This is a genomic window from Nocardia sp. NBC_00565 (assembly GCF_036345915.1).
Lineage (GTDB): Bacteria > Actinomycetota > Actinomycetes > Mycobacteriales > Mycobacteriaceae > Nocardia.
In genome coordinates, this window is sequence record NZ_CP107785.1 from 5,047,869 (window position 1) to 5,071,934 (window position 24,066).

General features: G+C 65.1%; 20 protein-coding genes and 1 pseudogene. 8 read left to right on the forward strand and 13 right to left on the reverse strand.

Annotation, left to right across the window (positions count from 1 at the left end):
• Positions 1 to 8 precede the first annotated feature (8 nt).
• Positions 9 to 1,592, forward strand: coding sequence for a tetratricopeptide repeat protein (locus tag OG874_RS23720; protein WP_330249346.1), 1,584 nt, complete (start codon positions 9 to 11; stop codon positions 1,590 to 1,592).
• Positions 1,593 to 2,005: 413 nt separating this feature from the next.
• On the opposite strand, the gene OG874_RS23725 is transcribed toward OG874_RS23720, so the two are convergent.
• Genes OG874_RS23725 through OG874_RS23745 form a run of 5 tightly spaced genes read right to left on the reverse strand, consistent with a single transcriptional unit; the run spans position 2,006 to position 7,319 of the window.
• A complete protein-coding gene (locus tag OG874_RS23725; protein ID WP_330249347.1) occupies positions 2,006 to 3,118 on the reverse strand; it encodes an ABC transporter ATP-binding protein in 1,113 nt (370 codons plus the stop codon).
• 10 nt (positions 3,119 to 3,128) lie between these two features.
• Positions 3,129 to 4,001 carry a carbohydrate ABC transporter permease gene (locus tag OG874_RS23730; protein ID WP_330249348.1) on the reverse strand — a complete coding sequence of 291 codons (873 nt, stop codon included), beginning with the start codon at positions 3,999 to 4,001 and terminating at the stop codon, positions 3,129 to 3,131.
• A complete protein-coding gene (locus OG874_RS23735; protein ID WP_330249349.1) occupies positions 3,998 to 4,963 on the reverse strand; it encodes a carbohydrate ABC transporter permease in 966 nt (321 codons plus the stop codon). The genes OG874_RS23730 and OG874_RS23735 overlap by 4 nt, the downstream gene beginning before the upstream one ends.
• A gap of 2 nt (positions 4,964 to 4,965) precedes the next feature.
• Positions 4,966 to 6,318: an ABC transporter substrate-binding protein gene (locus OG874_RS23740; RefSeq protein ID WP_442943079.1), complete on the reverse strand. Its 1,353-nt coding sequence runs from the start codon at positions 6,316 to 6,318 to the stop codon at positions 4,966 to 4,968.
• Positions 6,315 to 7,319 carry a sugar-binding transcriptional regulator gene (locus OG874_RS23745; RefSeq protein ID WP_442943081.1) on the reverse strand — a complete coding sequence of 335 codons (1,005 nt, stop codon included), beginning with the start codon at positions 7,317 to 7,319 and terminating at the stop codon, positions 6,315 to 6,317. The genes OG874_RS23740 and OG874_RS23745 overlap by 4 nt, the downstream gene beginning before the upstream one ends.
• An 87-nt stretch (positions 7,320 to 7,406) precedes the next feature.
• Here OG874_RS23745 and OG874_RS23750 point away from each other — a divergent pair, with 87 nt between their 5' ends.
• A complete protein-coding gene (locus OG874_RS23750; protein ID WP_330249351.1) occupies positions 7,407 to 8,915 on the forward strand; it encodes a mannitol dehydrogenase family protein in 1,509 nt (502 codons plus the stop codon).
• 5 nt (positions 8,916 to 8,920) lie between these two features.
• Positions 8,921 to 9,934 (forward strand): NAD(P)-dependent alcohol dehydrogenase, encoded by a 1,014-nt coding sequence (locus OG874_RS23755; protein ID WP_330249352.1) that lies wholly within the window; start codon positions 8,921 to 8,923, stop codon positions 9,932 to 9,934.
• Positions 9,935 to 10,215: 281 nt separating this feature from the next.
• Here the strand turns inward: OG874_RS23755 and OG874_RS23760 are convergent.
• Together OG874_RS23760 and OG874_RS23765 are read right to left on the reverse strand one after the other, a co-directional pair.
• A pseudogene (locus OG874_RS23760) lies at positions 10,216 to 10,424 on the reverse strand (23S rRNA (adenine(2503)-C(2))-methyltransferase RlmN); the annotation flags it as partial.
• Positions 10,420 to 11,781 carry an AAA family ATPase gene (locus OG874_RS23765; protein ID WP_330249353.1) on the reverse strand — a complete coding sequence of 454 codons (1,362 nt, stop codon included), beginning with the start codon at positions 11,779 to 11,781 and terminating at the stop codon, positions 10,420 to 10,422. The pseudogene OG874_RS23760 and the gene OG874_RS23765, both read right to left, overlap by 5 nt.
• A gap of 481 nt (positions 11,782 to 12,262) precedes the next feature.
• Between OG874_RS23765 and OG874_RS23770 the strand changes: the two genes are divergently transcribed.
• The 4 genes from OG874_RS23770 to OG874_RS23785 are packed head-to-tail and all read left to right on the forward strand — an operon-like array spanning position 12,263 to position 17,578.
• Positions 12,263 to 12,775 (forward strand): DUF4365 domain-containing protein, encoded by a 513-nt coding sequence (locus tag OG874_RS23770; protein WP_330249354.1) that lies wholly within the window; start codon positions 12,263 to 12,265, stop codon positions 12,773 to 12,775.
• 7 nt (positions 12,776 to 12,782) lie between these two features.
• Positions 12,783 to 13,844 (forward strand): hypothetical protein, encoded by a 1,062-nt coding sequence (locus OG874_RS23775; protein WP_330249355.1) that lies wholly within the window; start codon positions 12,783 to 12,785, stop codon positions 13,842 to 13,844.
• A 27-nt stretch (positions 13,845 to 13,871) separates the two neighbouring features.
• A complete protein-coding gene (locus OG874_RS23780; RefSeq protein WP_330249356.1) occupies positions 13,872 to 14,474 on the forward strand; it encodes a hypothetical protein in 603 nt (200 codons plus the stop codon).
• A gap of 2 nt (positions 14,475 to 14,476) precedes the next feature.
• Positions 14,477 to 17,578 carry an ATP-binding protein gene (locus OG874_RS23785; RefSeq protein ID WP_330249357.1) on the forward strand — a complete coding sequence of 1,034 codons (3,102 nt, stop codon included), beginning with the start codon at positions 14,477 to 14,479 and terminating at the stop codon, positions 17,576 to 17,578.
• 59 nt (positions 17,579 to 17,637) lie between these two features.
• Here OG874_RS23785 and rlmN read toward each other — a convergent pair whose 3' ends face one another.
• Positions 17,638 to 18,747: a 23S rRNA (adenine(2503)-C(2))-methyltransferase RlmN gene (gene rlmN, locus OG874_RS23790; RefSeq protein WP_330249358.1), complete on the reverse strand. Its 1,110-nt coding sequence runs from the start codon at positions 18,745 to 18,747 to the stop codon at positions 17,638 to 17,640.
• A gap of 185 nt (positions 18,748 to 18,932) precedes the next feature.
• Between rlmN and OG874_RS23795 the strand changes: the two genes are divergently transcribed.
• Complete coding sequence (locus tag OG874_RS23795) at positions 18,933 to 19,277, forward strand: LapA family protein (RefSeq protein WP_330249359.1); 345 nt, start codon at positions 18,933 to 18,935, stop codon at positions 19,275 to 19,277.
• Between the two features lie 34 nt (positions 19,278 to 19,311).
• Here OG874_RS23795 and OG874_RS23800 read toward each other — a convergent pair whose 3' ends face one another.
• The 5 genes from OG874_RS23800 to rpsB form a co-directional block, all read right to left on the reverse strand.
• The gene (locus tag OG874_RS23800; protein ID WP_442943421.1) at positions 19,312 to 20,199 is read right to left on the reverse strand and encodes a phosphatidate cytidylyltransferase; all 888 of its coding nucleotides are present in this window, start codon (positions 20,197 to 20,199) and stop codon (positions 19,312 to 19,314) included.
• Positions 20,200 to 20,657: 458 nt separating this feature from the next.
• Positions 20,658 to 21,215, reverse strand: a complete 558-nt coding sequence (gene frr, locus OG874_RS23805) for a ribosome recycling factor (RefSeq protein WP_330249360.1) — start codon at positions 21,213 to 21,215, stop codon at positions 20,658 to 20,660.
• Positions 21,216 to 21,264: 49 nt separating this feature from the next.
• Positions 21,265 to 21,993, reverse strand: a complete 729-nt coding sequence (gene pyrH / locus OG874_RS23810) for a UMP kinase (RefSeq protein ID WP_062993453.1) — start codon at positions 21,991 to 21,993, stop codon at positions 21,265 to 21,267.
• A 247-nt stretch (positions 21,994 to 22,240) separates the two neighbouring features.
• Positions 22,241 to 23,065 (reverse strand): translation elongation factor Ts, encoded by an 825-nt coding sequence (tsf, locus tag OG874_RS23815; protein WP_330249361.1) that lies wholly within the window; start codon positions 23,063 to 23,065, stop codon positions 22,241 to 22,243.
• A gap of 102 nt (positions 23,066 to 23,167) precedes the next feature.
• Entirely contained in the window at positions 23,168 to 24,016 is an 849-nt protein-coding gene (rpsB, locus tag OG874_RS23820) for a 30S ribosomal protein S2 (RefSeq protein ID WP_330249362.1), read from the reverse strand.
• Positions 24,017 to 24,066: the final 50 nt, after the last annotated feature.

Sequence of the window (24,066 nt, forward strand, 5' to 3'; positions counted from 1 at the left end):
GGTTCGCCATGTCTCAAAGTCGTTCTCGCACACACTGTAAAACCGCACTCGTCCTGCTCGTCATCGCCGGCCTGATCGCCGCCATTCTGGGGACGACCGCACTCCTGCCCAACAGGTCATCCACCGCTGCCCCGGCCCACACCAGCCCCGCCGATGGGTTGGCAGCACAGATCGCAGAGAAGCGGATACAACTGGATCGAATGCCCGGCAATGCCACCACCTGGGCCGGTCTCGGCGCCGCCTATGTCGAACTGGCCCGCATCAGCGGCGACCCGGCCAACTACGGCGAGGCGCAGCGGGCACTAGACCGATCGCTGGCGCTGAAACCCGAAGCCAATGCCGAAGCACTGATCGGACTCGGCGCACTCGCCAACGCCCGGCACGACTTCACCGCCGCTCGCGGCTTCGCCGAACAAGCCGTCGCACTGCGGCCGAACAGTGCCGATGTGTACGGCGTCCTGGTCGACGCGCTGACCCAACTCGGTGACACCGACGCCGCGACCGCGGCGGTCCAGCGGATGCTCGACTTACATCCCGGCGTGCCGTCGTTCACCCGCGCCGCCTACAACCTCGAACTGCACGGCCGCACCGACGACGCCCGCAGCGCGTTGCAGATGGCACTCGCCGCGGCGAGCACCGCCGACCAGATCGCCTTCTGCCGCTACCACCTCGGCGAACTCGCGTTCAACACCGGGCAGCTCGACGAGGCCGAAACCCAGTACCGCTCAGGTCTTTTGGCGAATCCGGACAACGCGGCACTGCAGCAGGGCCGGGCCAAGGTGCTCGCCGCCCGCGGCGATATCGAACAGGCGATCACGCTGTACACGGCACTGACCGCCCGAACACCCTTGCCGGAGTACCTGATCGAGTTCGGCGAACTGCTCGACTCGGCAGGCCGACCCGCCGAAGCAGCCGCCAGGTATCAGGAGGTCTCCGAGCAACATCGGATACTCGCGGCGCAGGGGACCACCGAGTACGCGGATGCCGCCCAACTCGCCGCGGACCACGGCGACCCGGTCGAGGCGGTCCGGCTGGCGCAGCTGGAATTCGACCGCCGACAGAGCGTCATCACCACCGACGTGCTCGCTTGGTCACTGCACAAAGCCGGCCGCGACGCCGAAGCGATCGGCCACGCCGACCGCGCGGCGGCCCTGGGCTGGCACAGCGCCACCCTCACCTACCATCGCGGCATGATCCTCGCGGCACTGGGCGACACCGACCGGGCCGCGGCAACCCTGACCGAGGCGCTGCGGATCAACCCGCACTTCTCACCCCTGCACAAACCCTCGACGCGCTCGGCGGCCCCCGATGAACCGGTCGACCCGATCATCGGTCACCACGCGCTGCGGGTGCGGATTCCACCGCCTAGTACTGCGACCTTCAGTTGCCCGAGATGTCCTGGTCCTGCGAGGCAACGACGAAGGTGCCCTGGCCATTGGGGTCCAGGCCGGCGTCGAGGATCTTGTCGTCCAGATAGGCGGCGGCCTGCTGGTCCAGGAAAATTCGTGATCCTTCGGCAGTCAGGATCTGGTCTTGTTCGGCCGGTGCCGGGGCGACTGCGAGCTGCAGCGTCTCGGCACCGTCCGAGGTAAAGATTCGCAGCCCGGCATCATCCGGCGTCCCTTCCGCGGACGTAATGCTGCGAACGACCTCGATTGCGGTGGGGGTGAGCATCAACATGTGTCTATTTCCTTCCCGCTGTCCTGAGTGTCCGCCAGAGAAAATGACGGACTCGAATCCCGCAGGCGGGCCACCAACACGATCATCATCGCTGTCTCGGCAACCAGCACCGGCGTTCTTCCCCGAGTAGCCATACGAGATGTCGCGAAACAATATTCTTCGCCCCGGCTTCATATCCCCTGGTCAGGGCAACTGCCGACGCCGGCGGGCGCCCACTCGGCGGTCCCGCCGGATCAGCCTTCGGCAGCCGGTGCCGGGCGGTCTCCCGGTCTACAAGGGGCCGGATCCCGCGAGTACCGACTGGGCCTGCCTTCGCGTGATCAGCCTAGTCCGCGATGCGCGTTCCGTTCACGGGATGGAACAGATGCACCGAGGTGGGGTCGCCAACCTGTAGCGTGACCGATTCGGCGAGTTTGGCCGGGGCGCGGGTCGCCGAGCGGGCGACGAAGGTGAACGGCTCGCCGTCGAGGCCGGTGATCGGCGCACCCGGTATGCGCGCGTACACATACGATTCGCTGCCGAGTTCCTCGACGAGTTCCACGGTGACCGTGAAACCTGTTCCGTCGCGCCGGAGTTCGAGCTGTTCGGGCCGGATGCCGATGGTCACCGTGTCCAGGCCCGCTTCGGCCAGGCGGGTCATCTGCTCGCGCGACAATTCCATTGTGGTGCCTGCGATATCGACGCCACCGGAGGTGAGGGGCACCCGGAACAGATTCATCGACGGCGATCCGATGAATCCGGCGACGAACGCGTTCGTGGGCCGGTCGTAGAGCTCGGCGGGGGTGCTGAACTGCTGCAACCGGCCGTCGCGCAGCACCGCCACCCGGTCCCCCATGGTCATGGCCTCCACCTGGTCGTGGGTGACGTAGACGGTGGTGGTGCCCAGCCGCCGCTGCAGCGCGGCGATCTGGGTGCGGGTCTGCACGCGCAGCTTTGCGTCGAGGTTGCTCAGCGGCTCGTCCATGCAGAACACGCGCGGCTCGCGCACGATGGCGCGCCCCATCGCGACCCGTTGCCGTTGTCCGCCCGATAGTTTCGCTGGTTTGCGGTCCAGATACGGGGTGAGACCGAGCAGCTCGGCGGCCTCGGCCACACGGCGTTTGCGTTCGGCCACCGGCACTTTCATCATCTTCAGCGCGAAACCCATGTTCTCCCCGACGGTTTTGTTCGGGTAGAGCGCGTAATTCTGGAACACCATGGCGATATCGCGGTCCTTGGACGACACACCGACCATGTCCTGGCCGTCGATGCGGATGGAGCCGCCGTCGATCTCCTCCAGGCCAGCGAGCATACGCAACGCGGTGGATTTGCCCGAGCCCGACGGCCCGACCAGGACGATGAACTCGCCGTCGGCGATATCGAGGTCGAGTGAGTCGACCGCGAGCGTCTCCGCGCCCGGATAGACACACGATGCGGAGTCGTAATGGATTGTGGCCATGAGTTTTTCCTTACTTGATGGCGCCGAAGGACAGGCCACGCACCAGCTTGTTCTGTGCGAGCCAGCCGGCGAGGACGACGGGCAGGGCGCTGAGCACCGCGGCCGCGGACAGCCGCGCCCAGTACAGGCCCTCGCCGGTGATGAAGCCGACCAGGAACACCGGAATCGTCTGTGCCTGTACGGCGGTCAGGTTCACCGCGAAGAAGAATTCGTTCCAAGAGAAGATGACGCAGATCAGTGCGGTGGCGGCGATACCGGGCGAGACCAGCGGCAGGATCACCTCGCGCACCGCGGTCCACAGGCTCGCGCCGTCCATACTCGCGGCCTCGAGCAGCTCGCCGGGCACCTCTAGGAAGAACGAGCGCATCATCCACACCGCGATCGGCAGATTCATCGCGGTATAGAGGATTACCAGCGCCCAAATGTTGTCCAGCAGACCGATATTGCCGACGATCACATACAGCGGCACGATCGCCGCCACGATCGGCAACATCTTGGTGCCGATGAAGAACATCAGCGCGTCGCGGGTGTTGCGCACCGGGCGCAGCGACAGCGCGAACGCCGCCGGAATCCCCAGGGCCAGCACGAGAATCGTCGACATCCCGGTGGCGAAGGTGGAGTTCAGTAGCGTGGTACCGATGCCGCTGTCCAGCACCGAGGAGAATTGGTCCAGTGTCGGAGTGAAGAACAGTTTCGGTGGATCGGTATACGCGTCGCCCTCTTGTTTGAACGCCGTCAGCACCATCCACAGCACGGGGAAGAACATTCCGATGCCGATCACCCAGGCCAGCACACCCCACAGCAGGCCGGTCCGGTTGCGCCGACGACGTATCGGAACCTGCTGTGCCGCAGTGGGTTTGTCGGCAAGCGCATGCGCGTTCATGCGGCTTCCTCTTTTCCGGTGAAGGACTTGAACAGCAGCCGCAGCGCGAGCGTCGCGACGATGGTGGTGGCGATGACGGTGACGACGCCCATCGCCGCGGCCTGACCGATATCGAAACCGAGGAAGGCGCGCTGATAGATGTAGAAGGGCAGATTGGAGCTGGCGATGCCCGGCCCACCCGAGGTCATCATGTACACCGCGTCGAAGGTGTTGACCAGGTAGATCGCCCCCAGCACCGCCCCCAATTCGATGAACCGGCGCAGATGCGGCAGGGTGAGTTCGCGGAAGACCTGTAGTGAATTCGCGCCGTCGACGCGGGCGGCCCCGACGATATCGCGTGGCATCGATTGCAGCCCGGCCAGGATCAGCAGCATCATGAACGGCGTCCACTGCCACACCAGATCCGCCATCACCGCGGGTAGCGGATACTTGCTTACCCAGTCGATCTGGCCGGCGCCGAACGGTTTCAGTACGAAATTCACCAGCCCGAACACCGGATCCAGCATGGTGGTCTTCCAGATCAGCGCCGCCGCGACGGGAGTCACCAGAAACGGTGTGATCAGCAGGGTGCGGACGATGCCGCGGCCGAAGAACGCGCGATCGAGCAGCAGTGCCAGCAGCAGCCCGAGGATCACCGAGATGATGACGGTCCCGACGATCATGATGACGGTATTGAGCGCCACCTGCCGGAACTGGCTGTCGCCGAAGACATCCGCGTAGTTCTGCAATCCGATGAAATGGCGCGAGCCCGGCCGGACCAGGTTCCACGATTGCGTCGAGTAGTACAGCGTGAAGACGAACGGCACCTGGGTGACCACGACCATGAAGATCAGGGCGGGTAGCAGCGGACCGCGCCGACGCCAGCCGTCGGCCCGGGCGAGCCGGTCGCGCCGCGCGAGGATCGGCGATGGTGTTTCCGTGGTCGACTCGGAAGCCGCTGGCGCTGTGGTGGTTTCAGACATGACTACTGGTTCCCTCGATACGACCGGCCGACCGCGTCGGCATATTGCTGGGCTTGGTCGAGTGCGTCATGGACGCTGATCCGACCCGCGACGGCGGCGCTGATCTGCTGGCTCACTCGGGTTCCGAGATCCTGGAACTCCGGGATGGCGAGGAACTGAATTCCGGTGTAGGGCACCGGCGCCACGGTGGGATGTTCCGGATCGGCCCCCTGCATCGACGAGAGCGTCAACGGTCCGTATGCCTTCGACGCCGCGGCGTATTCGGGAATCTGATAGGTCGACATCCGGCTGCCCGGTGGCACATGTGACCAGCCGAGTTTCTCGCCGACCATCTTGATGTAGGGCTTGCCGGTCATCCATGAGATGAATTTCCAGGCCGCATCGGGTTTTTCACTGGATTTGGGAATACCCAGCGACCAGGTGTACAGCCAGCCCGAGTTCGGCTTCTGCATGACCGGTGCCGGCGCGTACCCGATCTTGCCGACCACCTTGCTGGATGCGGGATCTTCCAGCACCGAGACCGCCGAGGTCGCGTCGTACCACATGGCGGTATTGCCCTGGGACAGCTGCGTGGCGCATTCGCTGAATCCGCTGGCGGCCGCGCCGGGTTCACCATGTTCGCGCACCAGGTCGATGTAGAACTCGACGGCACGAACCACTTCGGGACTGTTGAGCTGGGCGTGCCAGTTCTCGTCGAACCAGCGTCCGCCGAAGGTGTTGATCACGGTATTCAACGGTGCGAGCGATTCACCCCAGCCGGGCTTACCGCGCAGGCAGATACCGGAGCGACCACTGGCGGGATCGTCGAGTTTCGCGGCGGCCTGGGCGATTTGATCCCAAGTCGGTTCGGCGGGCATGGTCAGCCCCGCCTGTTCGAAGAGATCCTTGCGGTACATCAGGAACGAGGATTCGCCGTAGAACGGCACAGAATACATATCGCCCTGGTAGGACAGGGATTTCTGGAGGGAAGGGATGAAATCCTGTGCGTCGTAGCCGGGCGTCTCGCGCTCGTAATTCGACAGGTCGACCAGCCAGCCGTTCTTGGCCCACTGCGGGGTCTCGTAGTTGCTGATCATCACCACATCGAATTCACCACCGTGGGTGGCGACCGATGCGGTGATCTTGGCGCGGGCCTGATTCTCCGATAGCGAGACGAATTTGAGTTTGATCCCGGGATTTTCGCGTTCGAACTCCCCGGACAGCGCGATGGCGTCCTGCATCTGTGAGTTCGAAACCATCGCGATGGTGACGGTGTCGCCGCTGGAGGTGAACGATCCGGCGCCCGCGCAGCCGCCCACCCCCATCACGGCCGCGACAGCCAGTGCCGCAGCGGCTTTCGCATGGTGTCTGTTCATCGGCCAGAACTCTCCTTCTTTTCCAGCAGCCACCGCGCGCACTCGATATCGGTGACGAGAATGGTGGCCAGTCCGCCCCGTAGCGCACCGAGGACGGCTTCGTGCTTGGACTCTCCGCCGGAAATCAGCAGCGAGGTCGGGCAGGCCCGGATGGCGTCGAGTCCGACCGAAACCGTCCGGGCGACAAGGGATCCCGCGACGTCACTGCCGTCGGCGTGGAAGAATCGGCCGCCGATTTCGCCGACCGCGCCCAGTTCGCGCAGTTCGTCGAGGATCGCGGTGTCGAGATAGCTGCCCTCGAACAGCGTGGTGGCGGTGGAGACCGGTCCGACGCCGAACATCATGACGTCGGCATCGCGCCCCAAAGATATGGCGCGGCTGAGTAGTGAATCCTGTTCCAGCGCGGTCACGGTCGCTGGATCCGCGTAGAGCGGTGCGTGCAACCGAACGGGGGTGGCCTGCAGCTGAATGGCGCAGCGGCCGAGTGTGTAGTCCACGCCGGTCTGGTAGTCACCCGAGGTCATCGAACCGTCCAGCTGGACAACGGTCGCGCACCGCGCCGACTTCGTCCACAGTTCATGCGCGACCGCGATGGTGTCCGGGCCCCAGGTGAATCCGAGGGTGTCCGCAGGCCGCAATCGGCGGTTCAGGACGCCGACCGCGGCGCGCCCGAACGGCAGCAGGCTCGCCTGGGATCGATCGGGCACCTCACCGAGCACCACCGCCTCGGTGAGCCCGAACCTCGCCTCGAGCTCGCTCTCGACATCGGCGTGCACGGCCGAGCGCAGCTCGTCCGGGACATTGATCTCGATGCGCACCAGCCCCTGCGCCCGGGCGCGGGCGATGAGCCGTCCCGCGGTTGGGCGGGAAACACCCAGCTTGGCAGCGATTTCTGCCTGGGTCGCGCCTTCGAGGTGATAGAGCTGCGCAGCCCGCAATGCCAACCGGACCTCGTCCGGATTGCCCGGCCGGGATGCTTCGGTAGCCACTGCGCTCCTCATTGATGCGTGATCATCTGCTCAGCAGGTGAGCTATTGTTCAGGAGGTTACCATCGAGATGTGACGTACACAACAGTCGAAGGGGCGTTATGAACGGGGCCACAACCACGGCGCTACGCGCCGACACGATCGACGGGCTCGCCCCGGAGGTTTCGGTGCCGACCTACGACCGCACCCGGATCCGCACCGGAATAGTCCATTTCGGTGTCGGCGGGTTCCACCGCGCCCATCAGGCGATGTACATCGATCGGCTACTGGAGCAGGGCGGCGCGACCGACTGGGGTATCTGCGGCGTCGGAGTGCTCCCCGCCGACCGGCGCATGCGCGATGTGCTTGCGGCGCAGGACGGCCTGTACACCCTGTCGGTCATCGAGCCGGACGGCACCTGGCGGACCCGCGTGATCGGCTCGATCATCGAATACCTTTATGCGCCAGACGATCCGGAAGCAGTTATCGAGAAGCTGGCCGATCCGGCAACCCGGATCGTCTCACTCACCATCACCGAGGGCGGATACAACTTCTCCGCGACCACCGGCGAATTCGACGCCTCTGATCCGGCGATTCGGGCCGATCTCGCGCCGGAAAGATTGCCCCGCACCGTATTCGGGCTCGTGACCGAGGCGCTGGTGCGCCGCCGTGCGCGGGGCATCGCGCCGTTCACCGTCATGTCGTGCGACAACATCGAGGGCAACGGGCATATCGCGCGGGCCACCTTCGGGGCGTTCGCGCGGCTGCGTGATCGCGAGCTCGGTGATTGGGTCGAGCGTGCGGTGCGGTTCCCCAACTCGATGGTCGACCGCATCACGCCGGTGACACCCTCCGAGGCGTCCGCCGAACTCTCGCGCCGCTATGGCCTGGAGGATCGGTGGCCGGTGGTGACCGAGCCGTACACCCAATGGGTGCTGGAGGATTCGTTCACCCTCGGCCGTCCCGACCTCGATGACGTCGGGGTGCAGCTCGTCACGGACGTCGCACCGTATGAGCTGATGAAACTGCGGTTGCTCAACGCAAGCCACCAGGCACTCGCCTACCTGGGATATCTGAGCGGCTACCGCCTCGTACACGAGGCGGCCCAGGATCCGGACTTCCGCCGATTCCTGTTGCGCTACATGGACCGTGAGGCAACACCCACCCTACGCCCGGTGCCCGGCGTCGACCTGGACCGCTACAAACACACCCTCATCGAACGGTTCTCCAACCCCGCGATCGGCGACACCATCGCCAGACTGTGCGCCGAATCGTCGGACCGCATCCCGAAATGGCTGCTGCCGGTCATCCGTCAGCAGCTCGGCGCTCACGACGGATCCGGCGAGATCGACTGTGCCGCAAGTATTGTCGCCGGTTGGGCGCGCTATGCCGAAGGCGTCGACGAGCACGGCGAGCCGATCGAGGTCATCGACCGGCTCCGCGACCAGCTGACACCACTGGCCCGCCGCCAGCGCGAGGACCCCACCGCATTCCTCAGCGACAGAACAGTATTCGGCGATCTGATCGACCAACCCCGATTCGTCGAGGCCTATGTCACGGCACTGCAGGCACTGCATGCTCGTGGCGCCCAGGCGACGGTCGCCGAGTTGGCACGCGACGAAAGGCAGTGACACCTATGCGCTCAGCGGTCTTGGAAGCGATCGGGAAGATCACGATCGTCGAACGTGCCATACCCGACCCCGGTCCGGCCGAGGTTCTCATCAAGGTCAGCGCGGTCGGTGTCTGTGGCTCGGACGTGCACTACTTCGAGCACGGCCGGATCGGCGACTACGTCGTCGACCAACCGTTGGTGCTCGGCCACGAAGCCTCCGGTGTGGTCGTCGGATTCGGCACCGGCGCGCGACACCATCACCTCGGGCAACGAGTCTCGCTCGAGCCGGGAGTACCGGACTTCACCTGCCCGCAATGCCGGGCGGGCCGCTACAACCTGTGCCCGGACATGCGGTTCTTCGGCACACCCCCGATCGACGGCGCATTCTGCGAATACGTGGTGCTGCACCGGGAATTCGCGCATCCGGTGCCGGATGCACTGACCGATGAGGCAGCCGCCCTGCTCGAACCGTTATCGGTCGGCGTGTGGGCGTGCCGGAAGGGACGGGTCAGTGCGGGCGACCGCGTGCTGGTCAATGGCGCGGGCCCGGTCGGGCTCGTCACCGCGCAGACCGCGCTGGCTTTCGGTGCGTCCGAGGTCGTGATCACCGATGTGAACCCACAGCGGCTGGCGCTGGCCATCGAACTGGGCTGCACACAAGCGGTGGACGTCGGCGGTACCGCACTGCGCGACATCGGATTCGAACCGAATGTCCTACTGGAATGCTCCGGACATCCCACGGCGATCGGCGATGCGGTACGTACGGTTGCCAGGGCCGGGCGGGTGGTGCTCGTCGGCATGGGCGGCGACGATATCCCGCTCCCGCTGCCCTACCTTCAGGAACACGAACTGGAGCTGACCGGAACATTCCGCTACGCGAACACCTGGCCGAGCGCCATCGACCTCGCCGCCACCGGACGAGTCGACCTCGACCGCCTGGTCACCGGACACTTCGCCCTCGACCAAGTAGCGGCGGCACTGACCACCGGCCGCCACGACCCCGGCTCGATCAAACCGATCGTGCTGCCCGGCAGTTGACCCGACCAATTGACGTACTGCGGCCGAGCTTCGGGTCCTCGTCGCGCAAGAATTTCGAGACGCTGCCGTGCGGTCCCGCGATCTTCCGGATCCGATCGCTCGCCTGCGCTACTACTGGTCCGCTCGGTCCATCACCACTACGCCTACGCGACCGAGAAATCGCCGACCGTGCGTAACGACCTGTGGCAGTTCTGCCTCGATGCCCTCGGCGGCGCACCTCGTTGACCGGAGCGCTGGTCACGATCGACAGCGACCAGCCACACCCCCACAGGCCGCAATCTCTAGCCTTCGGCCGCCAACTGTCCGCAGGCGGCGGCGACTTCCTGACCGCGAGTGTCGCGGACAGTGCACGGCACACCCTGGGCATTCACCCGGCGGACGAATTCGGCTTCGACCGACTTCGGGCTGGCATCCCACTTGCTACCCGGAGTCGGAGTCAGCGGGACACGTTGACATGCACGCGGGAACCCAACGCCTTGTGCAACTTAGCCGTACAACTGGGCGAGCCCGATGAGCAATACGTCGGAGTCCTGGTCGGCCCGAAGACGAAGGGCCTCGCTGAACCCGACTCCACTGAAACAGGCAAGGCGACAGCTCGACACCTCCCGGCCACTGCCCGCCAGCAGCTCTCGTGCCCGGGCAAGCCGATCCAGATGGTTGACGCCCATCGTCACGCCCCATTTCGCCTCACCGATCAGCGACACCGCCGCCCTGTGCCCGCCGTCCCCGGCCTGAGTGACGGCTACGTCGATCTGGACTTGGCTGCGAGCGGTCGGGTCGGTGACGACTCCGCCGCCGACGTCACCGAATCCCGCATCCGGACCGAGCAGTTCGATGCCGTCGCCGAGCATGAACTCCCGGCATATCGCTTCGAAATGCGGACCGGCAACCTGAGCCGCGAACCGCTCCTTCGACCGCTCCCACACCTGCTTCGCCTGACCACTTTCCAGCCTCGCCCACGCCGGGCGCATGACAGCCTCGTAGAAGGTGATCAGAGGCTCGGTGATGCGGTAGACGGACTTGCCCGCCCGAAACGCATCCTGCTCACGAGCCAGCAGGTGGCAATCCTCCAGCACTGTCAACGGATGGGAGATGTCGACGGACTTGCGGCCGATATAGCCGGCGATTCCACCGCGAGTGTTATTTCCCTGCGCCACTGCGGCCAGCACTGAGTGATACAGCGCCGTGTCACGGATCTCGGCCTCCTCGGCCAGCAAATACCGCGCTTCCCGAAACAACGGACTCAATGGCGACAACACCGTGCGACACAGCCACGAATCGAAGTCATCGAGCGTAGCGGGCACATCGTCGGCCAGAAACTGCCGTCGATAAGCCGGAGTTCCGCCCAGCACCGCATGCAGCCGTGCCGCCAACGCTGGATCCGCGGCCACACCCCAGAACTCTGCGGCGTCGCGATAGCCGAACGGCCGGACTACCAACTCCAACTGAGCTCGCCCGCGCAGTGGCGCGTTACTGGCCAGCAGCCCACCCATGATTGACATCGCCGACCCGCAGAGCAGCATCCGGATCCCACTCGGCTCGGTCTGATATCGGTCGACCTCCCGCTGCACCAGCGATGGCAATTCGGGCACAGCCTTCACCAGGTACGGGAACTCATCGATCACCACCAGCATCGGTTCGTCCGCGTAGGCGCGCGCTCCCAGCCCGAACAGGTATGCCATCGCGTGATCCCAGTTGCTGAACGAGATCGGCACCTCGGCACCGGTGAACTCGGCAACCGCAGCACCGAACTGCCGCAATGACTCCGCGCCGGTAGCAGTCGTCGCTCCGAAATAGAACCCGCCGCACTGCTCGACCAGCGCACGCAACAGATAAGTCTTCCCCATCCTCCGACGACCACTCACGATGCCGAGCTGCGCAGTCCCAGCCGACCGCGACGCAAACGACACCAGACCATCCCACTCGACAGCCCGATCGAATACATGCTCCGGCTTCGCCGCCACCATCTCTCGACCCCCTTCGCCCCTTAGGAGTACAACCCTAAGGAGTGTACTCCTAGGCTCCTCGCACTCACGCGTGCCACCAACGCTGCTACCGCGTTACCGCGGCGAATCCGGGCGATGACGACGCCGGGCCACAACCCTTCCAGGCGCCCTGCCCAAAGCATCGGGCCCACTTCACCCGTGTGCGCTCGGCAAGTTCAGCCGGTCCCAAGCACCCGATCGAACAGGTGGTCCCATTCTGTGGACTCACTGTTGATCCGTTGGGGCAGAAGGCAATTCCGCGGAAACCCAAGGTCTCCGCCTGAGCATGGCTACAGTTATTCCGTAAGCAGTAATGGGAGTGATTGCGGCTCGGGAGGGCTCAGTGCTCGACGCGCGTAATCACCAGGGCAAATTCGGTGCCGACTACATCCGAGTCCTCGCATCGGCTGCGGGACTGAACTGGTCGCAGGACGATGTCGACCTCGATGGGGTCGATCTGTGCATCAAACTGCCGGGACGCACACCGCGTGGATTCTCACCGCGGATCGACGTACAGGTGAAGACCGTCTCCACACTCCAAGCCCGACACGGTCTGATCAACTTCGACGGACTAAACCAGCGGCAATTCAATAAGCTCGCAGGCGCAGATTTCACCGTGCCGCGCTACTTGTTCGTCGTCCATGTTCCGCGCAGCGCAGCCCATTACGCCGATCTGAACACCTCTGGACTATTGCTCCGTCATATCGGCTACTACGTGTCGCTCAGCAACCTCGATACCGTGGCTTCACCCGATTCCGGCCGACGCGTCAGGGTCAAGATCCCGATGAGTAACATCCTGACCGCGACCAGCCTGCTCGAACTCGTGATCGAGCAGACCCCGCTCCCCGCCGGATGACGTGCTGATGAGACAGACACTAGCGCTAGCGAACGTGACCGCCTACTTGCGCGGGCACGGCTGGACTGTCGCCGGTCGGTGGCGCAGCGCGAGTGTGTGGAGCTGGCAGAACTTCGATGTCCTCGTCCCGCCGACCGACGCGGCGGCAGACGTGACGACCCGCCTGCGTGAGCTGGTGCAATGCGTCGCCGATGCGGAGAAACGGTCGCCAGACGCTGTCTGGCGCGATATGACCACCCCCGCTGTAGATATCGTCGCCTACCGTACTGCGGGCGATCCCGAGTCGGTCACCCTGTCGGCGGGCACGCGCACGGTGCTCGCAGTGCGCAACCTCATCGCGGCCTGCGCGCGAGAAGTTCTCGGTGAACCTCGCCCGACGCGCCGCGACGCACCATCGGCTGCAGTCGGCGCGCTGCTGGAGCAATCGCTGCTCACGCCGAGCGTAGGAGCGCTCGGTCTCGATGTCGCCTTCCCGATAGCGGAGGGCGATCCAGATCCACTCGGACGGCGAACGGCTTTGCGTCTGCTGCACAGTTCCGCCGCTGTGCGGCAGGCAGCGGATTCGTCCGAAACTGGCGCCTTCGAACAGATCTTTCGTCAAGGCGTCTCACCGGCCGAGTGTGGCGCGCTCGCCGAACTGGCAGGGCCGGGCGAAACATCACCTTTCGAATTGGGTTTCCACTGGTCATGGTTAATTCCGCAGCAGGACGAGGCCGTGGAATTCCCACCAGGGCAGGGCGAGGCGATCCGCCGGGGAAGCCGACGCGAGGATCAGTTGACCGGGCCCACCGCCGGCATCGTCGAAGGGCTTGTGATCAGCATGTCCGATGACCGAGGGGGCGCCCGCTGGCACATCAAGGTGCGCGGGCTACTCGAAGTCGAAGGCGCCGCTACCGGCAGACCACGCCTGATCGACGTATCGCTGGGCAACAGCCGGAACTACGAGGCCGCCATCGAGGCCCACCGCAACAGCCGCATCGTCCGAGCGGCGGGAACTATGACCGGTCGCGCATCCGGAATCACCGTCACCGCAGCAGGATTCACCGTTACCGACCGAATATCGACATGAATATGATTGAAAAGGAACAGGATTGACATGTCAGACGACCGGTTGACCTTGAGCGAACGCTGCGTCCTGCTCGTCCTGATGGCCGAGGCACGGGAGCTCACCAATGCCGAATTACACGCGGTCGCGGGGATCAAGCTCGACGGCAAATACCGCAGGCACCTCAACGAACTCGATCTGGTCAGCAGCGCGATGGTGAATCGTGCCTTCGTGCACGAGCTCACCGATCGCGGGGCAGTTTGGTGTGCCGAGGAGTTATCCCGCGAACGTCCCGCGCGATCCGGTTACGCCGGTGGTGCTTTGTACGCCGTGCTGGCCGGTCTGCGGCGCCATCTCGACGACACTGTACAGACACTCGCCGACGTCTTCCGGCCCGATGTGGCGAGCCAGGTAGAGGATGCATATGCGGAGCTGACGCAGGCGAGCGGCTGGCCGCTACGGCTGGCCGTCCTGCGGGAACGGTTGAGCGGTCTGCCCCGGAGCGAAGTCGACCGAGCTCTCGCGCTACTGGCCAAGCGCGGGGACGTCCACGTCCGCGCCGAAGCTGACCAGAAGACCCTGACTGCCCAGGACCGCGAAGCCGCGGTCGTGCTCGGTGGCACACCACGCCATCTGCTGACAATCGAGGCGTAACGGTGAACGAGGAACAACACCATGCCCTCACATCAATTCAGTTCAGCAGTGTGCTCGGCCCGGACCAAGTCTGGAGTCCACTGACCAACCATGTCGACGGCCTGCATCCAGCGGCGGTCGATGCGATCAGCCGAGCCGTGCAAGCGGCAGGTAACAGGCCGCGCAGCACACCGACGGGGCTGGTCCTCAGCGGCGAACGCGGTGTGGGCAAGACCCATATGCTCGGCTGGCTGCGGCAATATACGCAGCAGCAGGGCGGCTCATTCTTCATGCCCAAGCTGATTGACGGTCAGTCGTTCTGGGCAGGCGCGGTGCACGGAATCGTCACTCAACTGCTGGGGTCCGACGGCGGACAACTCGGCCAGATGCTCGGCGCCCTCGCGGAGCTAACCGGCTGCGGGATGGAGCTTCGGATGCGGCTGCGCGGAACGATCGCGGCGGGTAGGGGCGATATAGACGAGCTTGTCACACGCGTCGAGGAACTCGACCCGGAGGTGGCGCTACAGTGCCGAGACACGCTGCGTGCACTGGTGCTGTACCAAGCCAAGGGGAATCTGCGGGAAGTCGGGCACAGTTTCCTTACCCTCGAGGACGGCATCGACGAATCGGACCGAGCCGCGTGGGGTTTCCGTGGCAGTAAGAGGGTCCCGCAGCTGATATTCCGTGATGTAACCCGACTGTTTGCCCTTACCGGTCCCGTCGTGCTGGCGATCGATCAGATCGACACCGTCATAGCGCAATCCGGGCATACGGACGAAGACAGTCTCGCGAACCGCCTCGCGGACGGCCTCATGCGGATGCGCGAAGAAACCATTCGCACTCTCATTGTCGCCGCCTGCATCCCGAAATCGTGGGAGCTGATCGCCACTCGGGCCGCGAATTCCGCCGCGGACCGCTTCAAGGTGCTCGAACTGTCGACAGCTATGCCCTCCGCCGCACTGGCGACCGCGATCGTCGAGCGACATCTCGGAAGCCTTTACGGAGAGACAGGTTTCGAACCGCCGTACCCGACGTGGCCGGTGCTGCCCAAAGCTTTCGACGATCCAGAAGTCGCCGATTTCACACCACGCCGTTTGCTCCAGCAGGTGGAGGAACACGCCCGTAGGTGTCTGGCCGAGAACGCGATCAGCGAACTCGCACTTTTCGGCAAACCGGCGCGGAAGCCGCTCACCCCCGCGCCGCCCGCCCCTGACGATCTGGCGGCCATGGACGGCCGGTTCACGAAACTACGAGCGGATGCGGATACCGTCGGGCCACTGGATCCGAAACGCGAAGACGATCTGATGTTCTCTTTGTTGAATGCGGCGCTGCACTGCTACGTGCTCGAGCAGGTCAGCACTAGCCATGAGCTGACGGTCGACCCGGCGACAATCGTCCAGCCCGCATTACATGCGCGGCTACGCCGGACACTCGACGAGGCCAGTGAGGACGAGGAGCACTGGAGCTTTCGGGGCATCGCGCACAGCCATCACAAGGCAGTGCTGACTCGGCTGCGGTCCGCCTGCTTAGAGGCGGGCATCCAGCCCGTGGCCCCCAAGCGGCACCTAGTGGTTTTGCGGAACTCGGCCTTTTCCACGGGACCAGTTACCACGGCTGCCGTGGCCGAATTCCAAGCCGCGCAAGGGATCGCACTGCCGATATCGGGAGAAGATCTACGGACCTTTACGGCGCTCGCTACGATGCTTGCCGAGGCATCGCCGGGATTCCTCGGCTGGCTGACGGTTCGCCGACCCGCAAGCAAGTCGCATTTACTCAACCGCGTTTTCGCCGATAAAACAGCAAGCATCGTTGCGGCAGAGCAGCTTTCCCTGGCCAACCTCGACACTGCCACCGTGACTGAGACGGCGACCATCGCGTCCGCCGCAGCTCACAACGAGCCTTCGATCACGCTCGGACGCAACGTGGAGAACGGCGCAGGTTTTCGGATCCCATTGATGCAGCTACGCAAACACACCGCAGTGTTTGCAGGCAGTGGATCGGGTAAGACGGTTCTGCTCCGTCGCCTGGTGGAAGAGGCTGCGCTCCAGGGTGTTTCGTCCATCCTGATCGACACCAACAACGACTTGTCCCGACTGGGCGACCGTTGGCCGTCGCCGCCGGGCACCTGGGCCCACGATGATCCCGGGCGCGCAGACCAATACTTCTCCGGGACAGAGGTGATCATCTGGACACCCCGGCGCGAAGCAGGCCGCCCGATCGCGCTGAACCCGCTTCCCGACTTCAGTGATGTGCTGGACGATCCCGACGAGTTCCGAACCTCGATCGACGCCTCAGTCGCCGGCCTGATTCCCCGTGCCGGCCTGACCACGCGAAAGGTGCGCACAGGCACAGCGGTACTAACCCAAGCACTGACCCATTTCGCCAGGCACGGCGGCACCGATCTGAGTGCATTCGTCACACTGCTCGGCAACCTGCCCGAAGGAGTCAGCACGATCAGAAACGATGCGCAATTGGCGGCGGGCATGGCAGACGAGCTCAACGCGGCCATGATCAACGATCCAGTATTCGGCGGCGCTGGTACGCGCCTCGACCCCGGCGCACTACTCACGCCGACCGTAGGAAAGCGCGCCAGAGTCTCGGTGATCAGCTGCATCGGACTGACCACTGACGAGCAACGTCAGACGTTCGTCAATCAACTCGAATTGGCACTGTTCGCCTGGATCAAGCGAAACCCCGCTGAAGACCGACCTATCGGAGGACTGCTGGTCCTCGACGAGGCTCAGACGTTCGCCCCGTCACGCGGAACGACGGCATCCACGGAAAGTACCCTCAAACTCTCCACCCAGGCACGCAAATACGGGCTGGGCCTGGTGTATGCGACCCAAGCACCAAAAGCACTGCACAACTTGGTCACCGGCAACGCGGCGACGCAATTCTTCGGCTTGCTCAACGCATCAGTTCAGATCCAAGCCGCCCAAGAACTGGCACGGGCGAAAGGGGGCCGAGTCGACGACATCTCGCGCTTGCCGGCGGGCAGGTTTTACGGCGCGACGGAGGGCGCCGGCTTCGGCAAAATTATGGTCCCGATGTGCCTGAGCCATCACCCTGCCAGTGCCCTCACTGAGGAAGAAGTCCTGGAACGGGCACGGCGCGAGCCGCAGTGAATGCCCGCCGAGAAACGTGGTACGGGGATCTGACGAACCGACCTTGCCGACCGGCGAGCCTAGCCTTCGGCCGCCAACTGTCCGCAGGCGGCGGCGATTTCCTGACCGCGAGTGTCGCGGACCGTGCACGGCACACCCTCGGCATTCACCCGGCGGACGAATTCCGCTTCGACCGGCTTGGGGCTGGCATCCCACTTGCTGCCCGGAGTCGGATTCAGCGGTATCACGTTGACATGAACGCGGGAACCCAACGCCTTGTGCAGCTTCTGACCGAGCATGTCCGCACGCCACGGCTGGTCATTGATATCGCGAATCAACGCGTACTCGATGGAGACGCGACGGCCGCTCTTGTCGGCGTAATACCGTGCGGCATCAAGGACTTCGGAGACCGACCAGCGGTTGTTCACCGGGACCAATGTGTCGCGCAACTCGTCGTCGGGGGTGTGCAGCGAGACCGCGAGGGTGACCGAGAGGTCTTCGTCGGCGAGCTTGCGGATGGCGGGGGCCAGGCCGACGGTGGAGACAACCACGTTGCGCTGGGAGATGCCGAAACCATCCGGCGCGGGCGAGGTGATGCGACGGACCGCGGCGACCACGCGCTTGTAGTTGGCAAGCGGTTCGCCCATGCCCATGAAGACGATGTTGGACAGGCGGCCGGGCCCGCCGGCGACGTCACCGTCGCGCATGGCGGCGGCCGCGGCGCGGACCTGGTCGACGATCTCGGCGGTGGAGAGGTTGCGGTTGAGGCCGCCCTGGCCGGTGGCGCAGAACGGGCAGGCCATGCCGCAGCCGGCCTGGCTGGAGATGCAGAGGGTGGCGCGGTCCGGGTAGCGCATGAGCACGCTCTCGAGCAGGGTGCCATCGCCCGCGCGCCACAAGGTCTTTCGGGTTTCGCCGCCATCACAGGCGACGTGCTTGACGACCGACATCAGCGGCGGGAACAGCGCCTCGCCGATCTTCTCCCGCACCGTGGCGGGCAGATCGGTCATCTGCTCCGGATCGGCCTGCAGGCGTCCGTAGTACTGGCGCGCGATCTGGTCGGCGCGGAACTTCGGCAGACCGAGCTCCTCGACCGCGGCCTTGCGCCCGTCGGCATCGAGGTCGGCGAGGTGCCGCGGCGGCATGCCACGGCGCGGAGCATCGAAGACGAGGGGCAGGGAGACGGTCATAGTTTCTCCAGTGTCCCATCTCGGGCGTCGGGTTCGGACCGGAGGTGACCAGCACGACGCCCGAGGCGACGAAGGTCACGTTCGATCGCACCGAGCCGACCTCATGAGACGCCCCAATACCATGAGATACGCACCCCGGCGATCAAATGCGTGCGTCGGCGATAGCGATCGGCGATGATCGGAGTATGACCAGCAATGCCGAGTCGCCCGAGCCGGAGTTCACCGAAGCGGTCGCGCCTCCGGCCGCGCCGACCGGCCGCAAGTCGGTGGAACCGACCGGTCGCCGGTCGGTGCTGAAGACCCGGACCGGCAACACCTGGGTCGGGCTGGTCGCCGCGGCGCTGATCGCGATCGTGCTGCTGATCTTCATCCTGCAGAACCTGGAGCAGCAGCGAGTCGACCTGTTCTTCTGGAACTTCTCACTACCGGTCGGCATCCTGGTGCTGCTCTCGGTGATCGCGGGCGCGCTGGTCATGGCACTGGTCGGCGGCATGCGCATCTTCCAACTCCGCCGCGCTGCGAAGCGCTAGCGTTCCTCGGTTCATCCGCACCCGAGCGGACGGCTCAGAGCAGGCTGGAGAGCACGAGCCAGGAGACGAAAGCCGAGGGCAGCATCGAGTCGAGGCGGTCCATGATCCCGCCGTGGCCGGGCAGCAGCGTACCCATGTCCTTGATGCCGAGTTCCCGTTTGACCTGCGATTCGATCAGATCGCCGACGGTCGCGATCAGGACCAGCCCGACGCCGAGTACCACGCCGATCATCGAATTGGCCTCCAGCAACAGGGTGACCGTCAGCAGACCACCGATGACGCTGAACACCAGCGATCCACAGAAGCCCTCCCAGGACTTCTTCGGACTGATCGCGGGCACCATCGGATGGCGGCCGAACAGCACACCGGCCACATATCCGCCGACGTCCGAACAGACCACCAGGATCATGAAGGTCAGCACCCGCAGGTTGCCGTCCGGCTCGAGCAGCAGCAGGGTCGCGAAGGAGGCGAGCAGCGGGATCCAGGCCAGCGTGAAGATCGTGATCGCGGTGTCGCGCAAGAAGTTTCGCGGTGCGGTCTGCAGCCCGTGGTCGAACAGGCGCCAGACCATGCAGATCAGTGTGGTTGCGGCGAACGCGCCGGCGACCCCGCTCGCACCCCACGGCCAACCCAGCCAGAACACCGCCTGACCACCGACGATCAGCGGAATCCGCGGGACAAGGACATCCGCCTCGCGCAGCCGCTTGGCGACCTCCCAGGTGGCGACGCCGACGCCGGCGGCCGCCACCCCGATGAACACCTTCGGCACGAACAGCAGGATCGCGATGAGCGAAAGGCCGAGGCCGAATCCGACGGCCAGCGCGGCGGGCAGGTTGCGGCCCGCGCGGGAGGCGGCGGGTGCGGGTTCGGCCGGATCTCCCTGCTGCGTACTCACCGGCTCGTCGCCCGCATCAGCTGTCAGGCCGCCACTGAGCGAACCGGCCGTCGCGGCGCTGTCAGTCGAGGTTTCCGATGTTGCAGAACCGGAAGTCGCGGGACCACCACTTACCGATCCAGACGTCGCAGCTTCGGGCGTCTCGGATCCACCGGCCGCAGGCTCGGATATCGCAGGCTCGGACGTCGCGGGCTCAGCGGCAACGGGTTCGTGGCGTACGGCTTCCGGGATCGCGTCGACCGTATTTCCGGCCGACGCGTCGGCCGCGTGCCCATCCCTCGCATCGGCTGTGCCGTTGGCCGGCCTCGGCTCCTCGGCCGCACCGGTCGCGGCGGCATTCTCGGCCACGATTGTCCCGTCGCTCAACTCGTCGTTCCGTTCGTCCCCCGCCCGGGCGGGCCCTCGATGTCTGATCGGCGGCATTTGGCGGTGCCCTTCGTGGTTACGCAAGCTACCGGGGCCATCGCGCACGCCGCAGTCCGGCGTCAGACCTCGAGCAGTTCAGCTTCCTTGTGCTTGACCAGTTCATCGACCTGGCCGACATATCTGGCGGTGGTCTTGTCGAGCTCCTTTTCGGCGCGCCCGACCTCGTCCTCACCCGCCTCGCCATCTTTCTGGATCCGCGACAGTTCGTCCATGGCCTTGCGGCGGACATTGCGGATTGACACCTTCGCGTCCTCGCCCTTGCCCTTGGCCTGCTTGGCCAGCTCGCGACGCCGCTCCTCGGTGAGCTGCGGGACCGAAATCCGAATGATGTCACCGTTGTTGGTGGGGTTGACACCGAGATCGGAGTTGCGAATGGCGGTTTCGATCGCGCCGAGCGTCGACTGCTCGTACGGCTTGATCACCACCATCCGCGGCTCGGGCACGGAAATGCTCGACACCTGGGTAATCGGGGTCGGCGAACCGTAGTAGTCGATGACGATCCGTTGGAACATGCCAGGATTCGCGCGACCGGTACGGATGGACCCGAGATCGTCCTTCGCCACCGAGACGGCCTTCTCCATCTTCTCCTCGGCGTCGAAGAGCGCTTCTTCAATCACGACCGTTTCCTCCACAGCGTCGTCATCGTCATGATCCGCGGGCGCGGGGTCAGGACCGAACCAATGTGCCGATCTTCTCACCGGCGACCGCACGGGCGATATTGCCCTTCGTCAACAAATTGAACACCAGGATGGGCATTTGATTGTCCATACACAGGCTGAAGGCCGTCGCGTCGGCGACCTTCAGGTCACGCTCGATGACCTCTTTGTGGGTGATCTCGGTGTACATGGTCGCGCTCTCGTCGACCCGGGGATCCGCGGTGAACACCCCGTCGACGGCTTTAGCCATCAGCACCACATCCGCGCCGATCTCCAGCGCGCGCTGGGCGGCGGTGGTGTCGGTGGAGAAGTAGGGCATACCCATGCCGGCGCCGAAGATGACCACGCGGCCCTTCTCGAGGTGCCGCTTGGCGCGCAGTGGCAGATACGGCTCGGCCACCTGCCCCATGGTGATCGCGGTCTGCACACGCGTATCGATGCCCTGCTGTTGCAGAAAGTCTTGCAGCGCAAGGCTGTTCATCACGGTGCCGAGCATGCCCATATAGTCCGAGCGGGCACGCTCCATACCGCGCTCCTCGAGTTCGGCGCCGCGGAAGAAGTTGCCGCCGCCGATGACCACGGCCACCTGAACTCCGCTGGAGACCACTTCGGCGATCTGCTCCGCCACCGTCTGTACCACGTCGGGATCGAGCCCGACCTTGCCGCCGCCGAACATCTCCCCGCCCAATTTGAGGAGCACCCGGCGATATCCTGGGCGGTCGGTCCCGGGGTCCGTCATGGGTGTTCGTCTCCTTCGGCGGTGGATTCGGGTCTCGGCAGGCAGGTGGGCCGGATAGCGACGCCCAGGCTCTCAAACGTAGAGCGCCCTTATCCTGCCCTACTCGGATTCGACGTGGGTAGAAGACCCCCTCGGACGCAACGAACCCGCCCGGTCAGGTCGGGGAATTGCGGGTGAACGCACAACGTCCGGACAGCCGAAACCCCTCGTACACCGTATGCGGAATACGAGGGGTATCGCGGCGTTATCAGGCCTGACCGACCTCGAAGCGGGCGAAGCGGGTCACGGTGACACCGGCGTCGTCCAGCAGGGCCTTGACGGTCTTCTTCGAATCGGTGACCGACGCCTGCTCCAGCAGGACGACGTCCTTGAAGAAGCCGTTGACCCGGCCCTCGGTGATCTTCGGCAGCGCGGCCTCGGGCTTGCCCTCTTCCTTGGCGGTCTGCTCGGCGATGCGGCGCTCGTTCTCCACCACCTCGGCCGGCACATCGTCGCGGGTCAGGTACTTGGCCTTGAGCGCGGCGACCTGCATGCCGACGGCACGCGCGGCGTCGGCCGCGGCGTCACCCTCGCCCTGGTACTCGACCAGCACGCCGACGGCCGGCGGCAGGTCGGTGGCCCGCTTGTGCAGGTAGACAGCGACCGGGCCGTCGAAGGAGACGACGCGGCGCAGCTCGAGCTTCTCGCCGATCTTGGCGGCCAGCGCCTGCAGCGCCTCCTCGACGGTCTGACCGTCGAGCTTCAGCGCCTTCAGCGTGTCCAGGTCGCCCGGCTTGGCGGCCGCGGCGGCGGTCACGATGTTGTCGGCGAGGCCCTGGAACTCGTCGTTCTTGGCGACGAAGTCGGTCTCGGAGTTGATCTCGATCAGCACGCCGTCCTTGGCGACGACCAGACCCTCGGCGGTCGCGCGCTCGGCGCGCTTGCCGACGTCCTTGGCGCCCTTGATGCGCAGCACCTCGACGGCCTTGTCGAAATCACCATCGGTCTCGACGAGTGCGTTCTTGCAATCCATCATCCCGGAGCCGGTGAGCTCCCGCAGCCGCTTCACGTCAGCGGCGGTGTAAGTCGCCATCGGTGGCGATCCTCCTGTGTGTCGTCTCGGGTGGTAACACCACCTTGCCGACCACTCCTACCTAGGAGGGGTCGGCAAGGTGAACAGACGCGGTCGCGTCAATTAGGCGTCGGCCGGGGTGGCAGGAGCCTCGGCAGGAGCCTCGGCGGGAGCCGCCTCGGCTTCGGCGGCGGCGGGGGCGGCCTGCGCGAGCAGCTCCTGCTCCCACTCGGCGAGCGGCTCGCCCGCGCCGGCCTCCGGCTTGTCGTCACCGGTGGAGGCACCGGCCCGGGCCTGCACGCCCTCGGCCACCGCGGAGGCGACGACCTTGGTCAGCAGCGCGGCGGAACGGATCGCGTCGTCGTTACCCGGGATCGGGTAGTCGACCAGGTCGGGATCGCAGTTGGTATCCAGGATCGCGATGACCGGGATGTTCAGCTTGCGCGCCTCGCCGACGGCGATGTGCTCCTTGTTGGTGTCGACGACCCAGATGGCCGAGGGCACCTTGGCCATATCGCGGATACCACCGAGAGTGCGCTCGAGCTTGTTCATCTCACGCGTGAGCATGAGGATTTCCTTCTTGGTGCGACCCTCGAAGCCACCGGTCTGCTCCATCGCCTCGAGCTCCTTGAGGCGCTGCAGGCGCTTGTGCACGGTGGAGAAGTTGGTGAGCATGCCACCCAGCCAGCGCTGGTTGACGTAGGGCATCCCGACGCGAGTCGCCTCGGCCGCGATCGACTCCTGGGCCTGCTTCTTGGTACCGACGAAGAGGACGGTGCCACCGTGGGCGACGGTCTCCTTGACGAACTCGTAGGCCTTGTCGATGTAGGTCAGCGTCTGCTGCAGGTCGATGATGTAGATGCCGTTGCGGTCGGTGAAGATGAACCGCTTCATCTTCGGGTTCCAGCGCCGTGTCTGGTGTCCGAAGTGCGCGCCGCTGTCGAGCAGCTGCTTCATTGTTACGACAGCCATAGTGCCGTATCTCTCTTTCGTTGCCGGTTGACGCGGTGAATCGGTGATCC

Bases quoted from the DNA above. Each gene is read 5' to 3' on its own strand.
- OG874_RS23750 (WP_330249351.1), top strand. From the start codon at position 7,407: ATGAACGGGGCCACAACCACGGCGCTACGCGCCGACACGATCGACGGG.
- OG874_RS23735 (WP_330249349.1), bottom strand. From the start codon at position 4,963: ATGTCTGAAACCACCACAGCGCCAGCGGCTTCCGAGTCGACCACGGAA.
- OG874_RS23795 (WP_330249359.1), top strand. From the start codon at position 18,933: ATGACCAGCAATGCCGAGTCGCCCGAGCCGGAGTTCACCGAAGCGGTC.
- OG874_RS23755 (WP_330249352.1), top strand. From the start codon at position 8,921: ATGCGCTCAGCGGTCTTGGAAGCGATCGGGAAGATCACGATCGTCGAA.
- OG874_RS23730 (WP_330249348.1), bottom strand. From the start codon at position 4,001: ATGAACGCGCATGCGCTTGCCGACAAACCCACTGCGGCACAGCAGGTT.
- pyrH (WP_062993453.1), bottom strand. From the start codon at position 21,993: ATGACGGACCCCGGGACCGACCGCCCAGGATATCGCCGGGTGCTCCTC.
- rlmN (WP_330249358.1), bottom strand. From the start codon at position 18,747: ATGACCGTCTCCCTGCCCCTCGTCTTCGATGCTCCGCGCCGTGGCATG.
- tsf (WP_330249361.1), bottom strand. From the start codon at position 23,065: ATGGCGACTTACACCGCCGCTGACGTGAAGCGGCTGCGGGAGCTCACC.
- OG874_RS23720 (WP_330249346.1), top strand. From the start codon at position 9: ATGTCTCAAAGTCGTTCTCGCACACACTGTAAAACCGCACTCGTCCTG.
- OG874_RS23745 (WP_442943081.1), bottom strand. From the start codon at position 7,319: ATGAGGAGCGCAGTGGCTACCGAAGCATCCCGGCCGGGCAATCCGGAC.
- OG874_RS23780 (WP_330249356.1), top strand. From the start codon at position 13,872: ATGTCAGACGACCGGTTGACCTTGAGCGAACGCTGCGTCCTGCTCGTC.
- OG874_RS23725 (WP_330249347.1), bottom strand. From the start codon at position 3,118: ATGGCCACAATCCATTACGACTCCGCATCGTGTGTCTATCCGGGCGCG.
- OG874_RS23740 (WP_442943079.1), bottom strand. From the start codon at position 6,318: ATGAACAGACACCATGCGAAAGCCGCTGCGGCACTGGCTGTCGCGGCC.
- OG874_RS23775 (WP_330249355.1), top strand. From the start codon at position 12,783: ATGAGACAGACACTAGCGCTAGCGAACGTGACCGCCTACTTGCGCGGG.
- rpsB (WP_330249362.1), bottom strand. From the start codon at position 24,016: ATGGCTGTCGTAACAATGAAGCAGCTGCTCGACAGCGGCGCGCACTTC.
- OG874_RS23765 (WP_330249353.1), bottom strand. From the start codon at position 11,781: ATGGGGAAGACTTATCTGTTGCGTGCGCTGGTCGAGCAGTGCGGCGGG.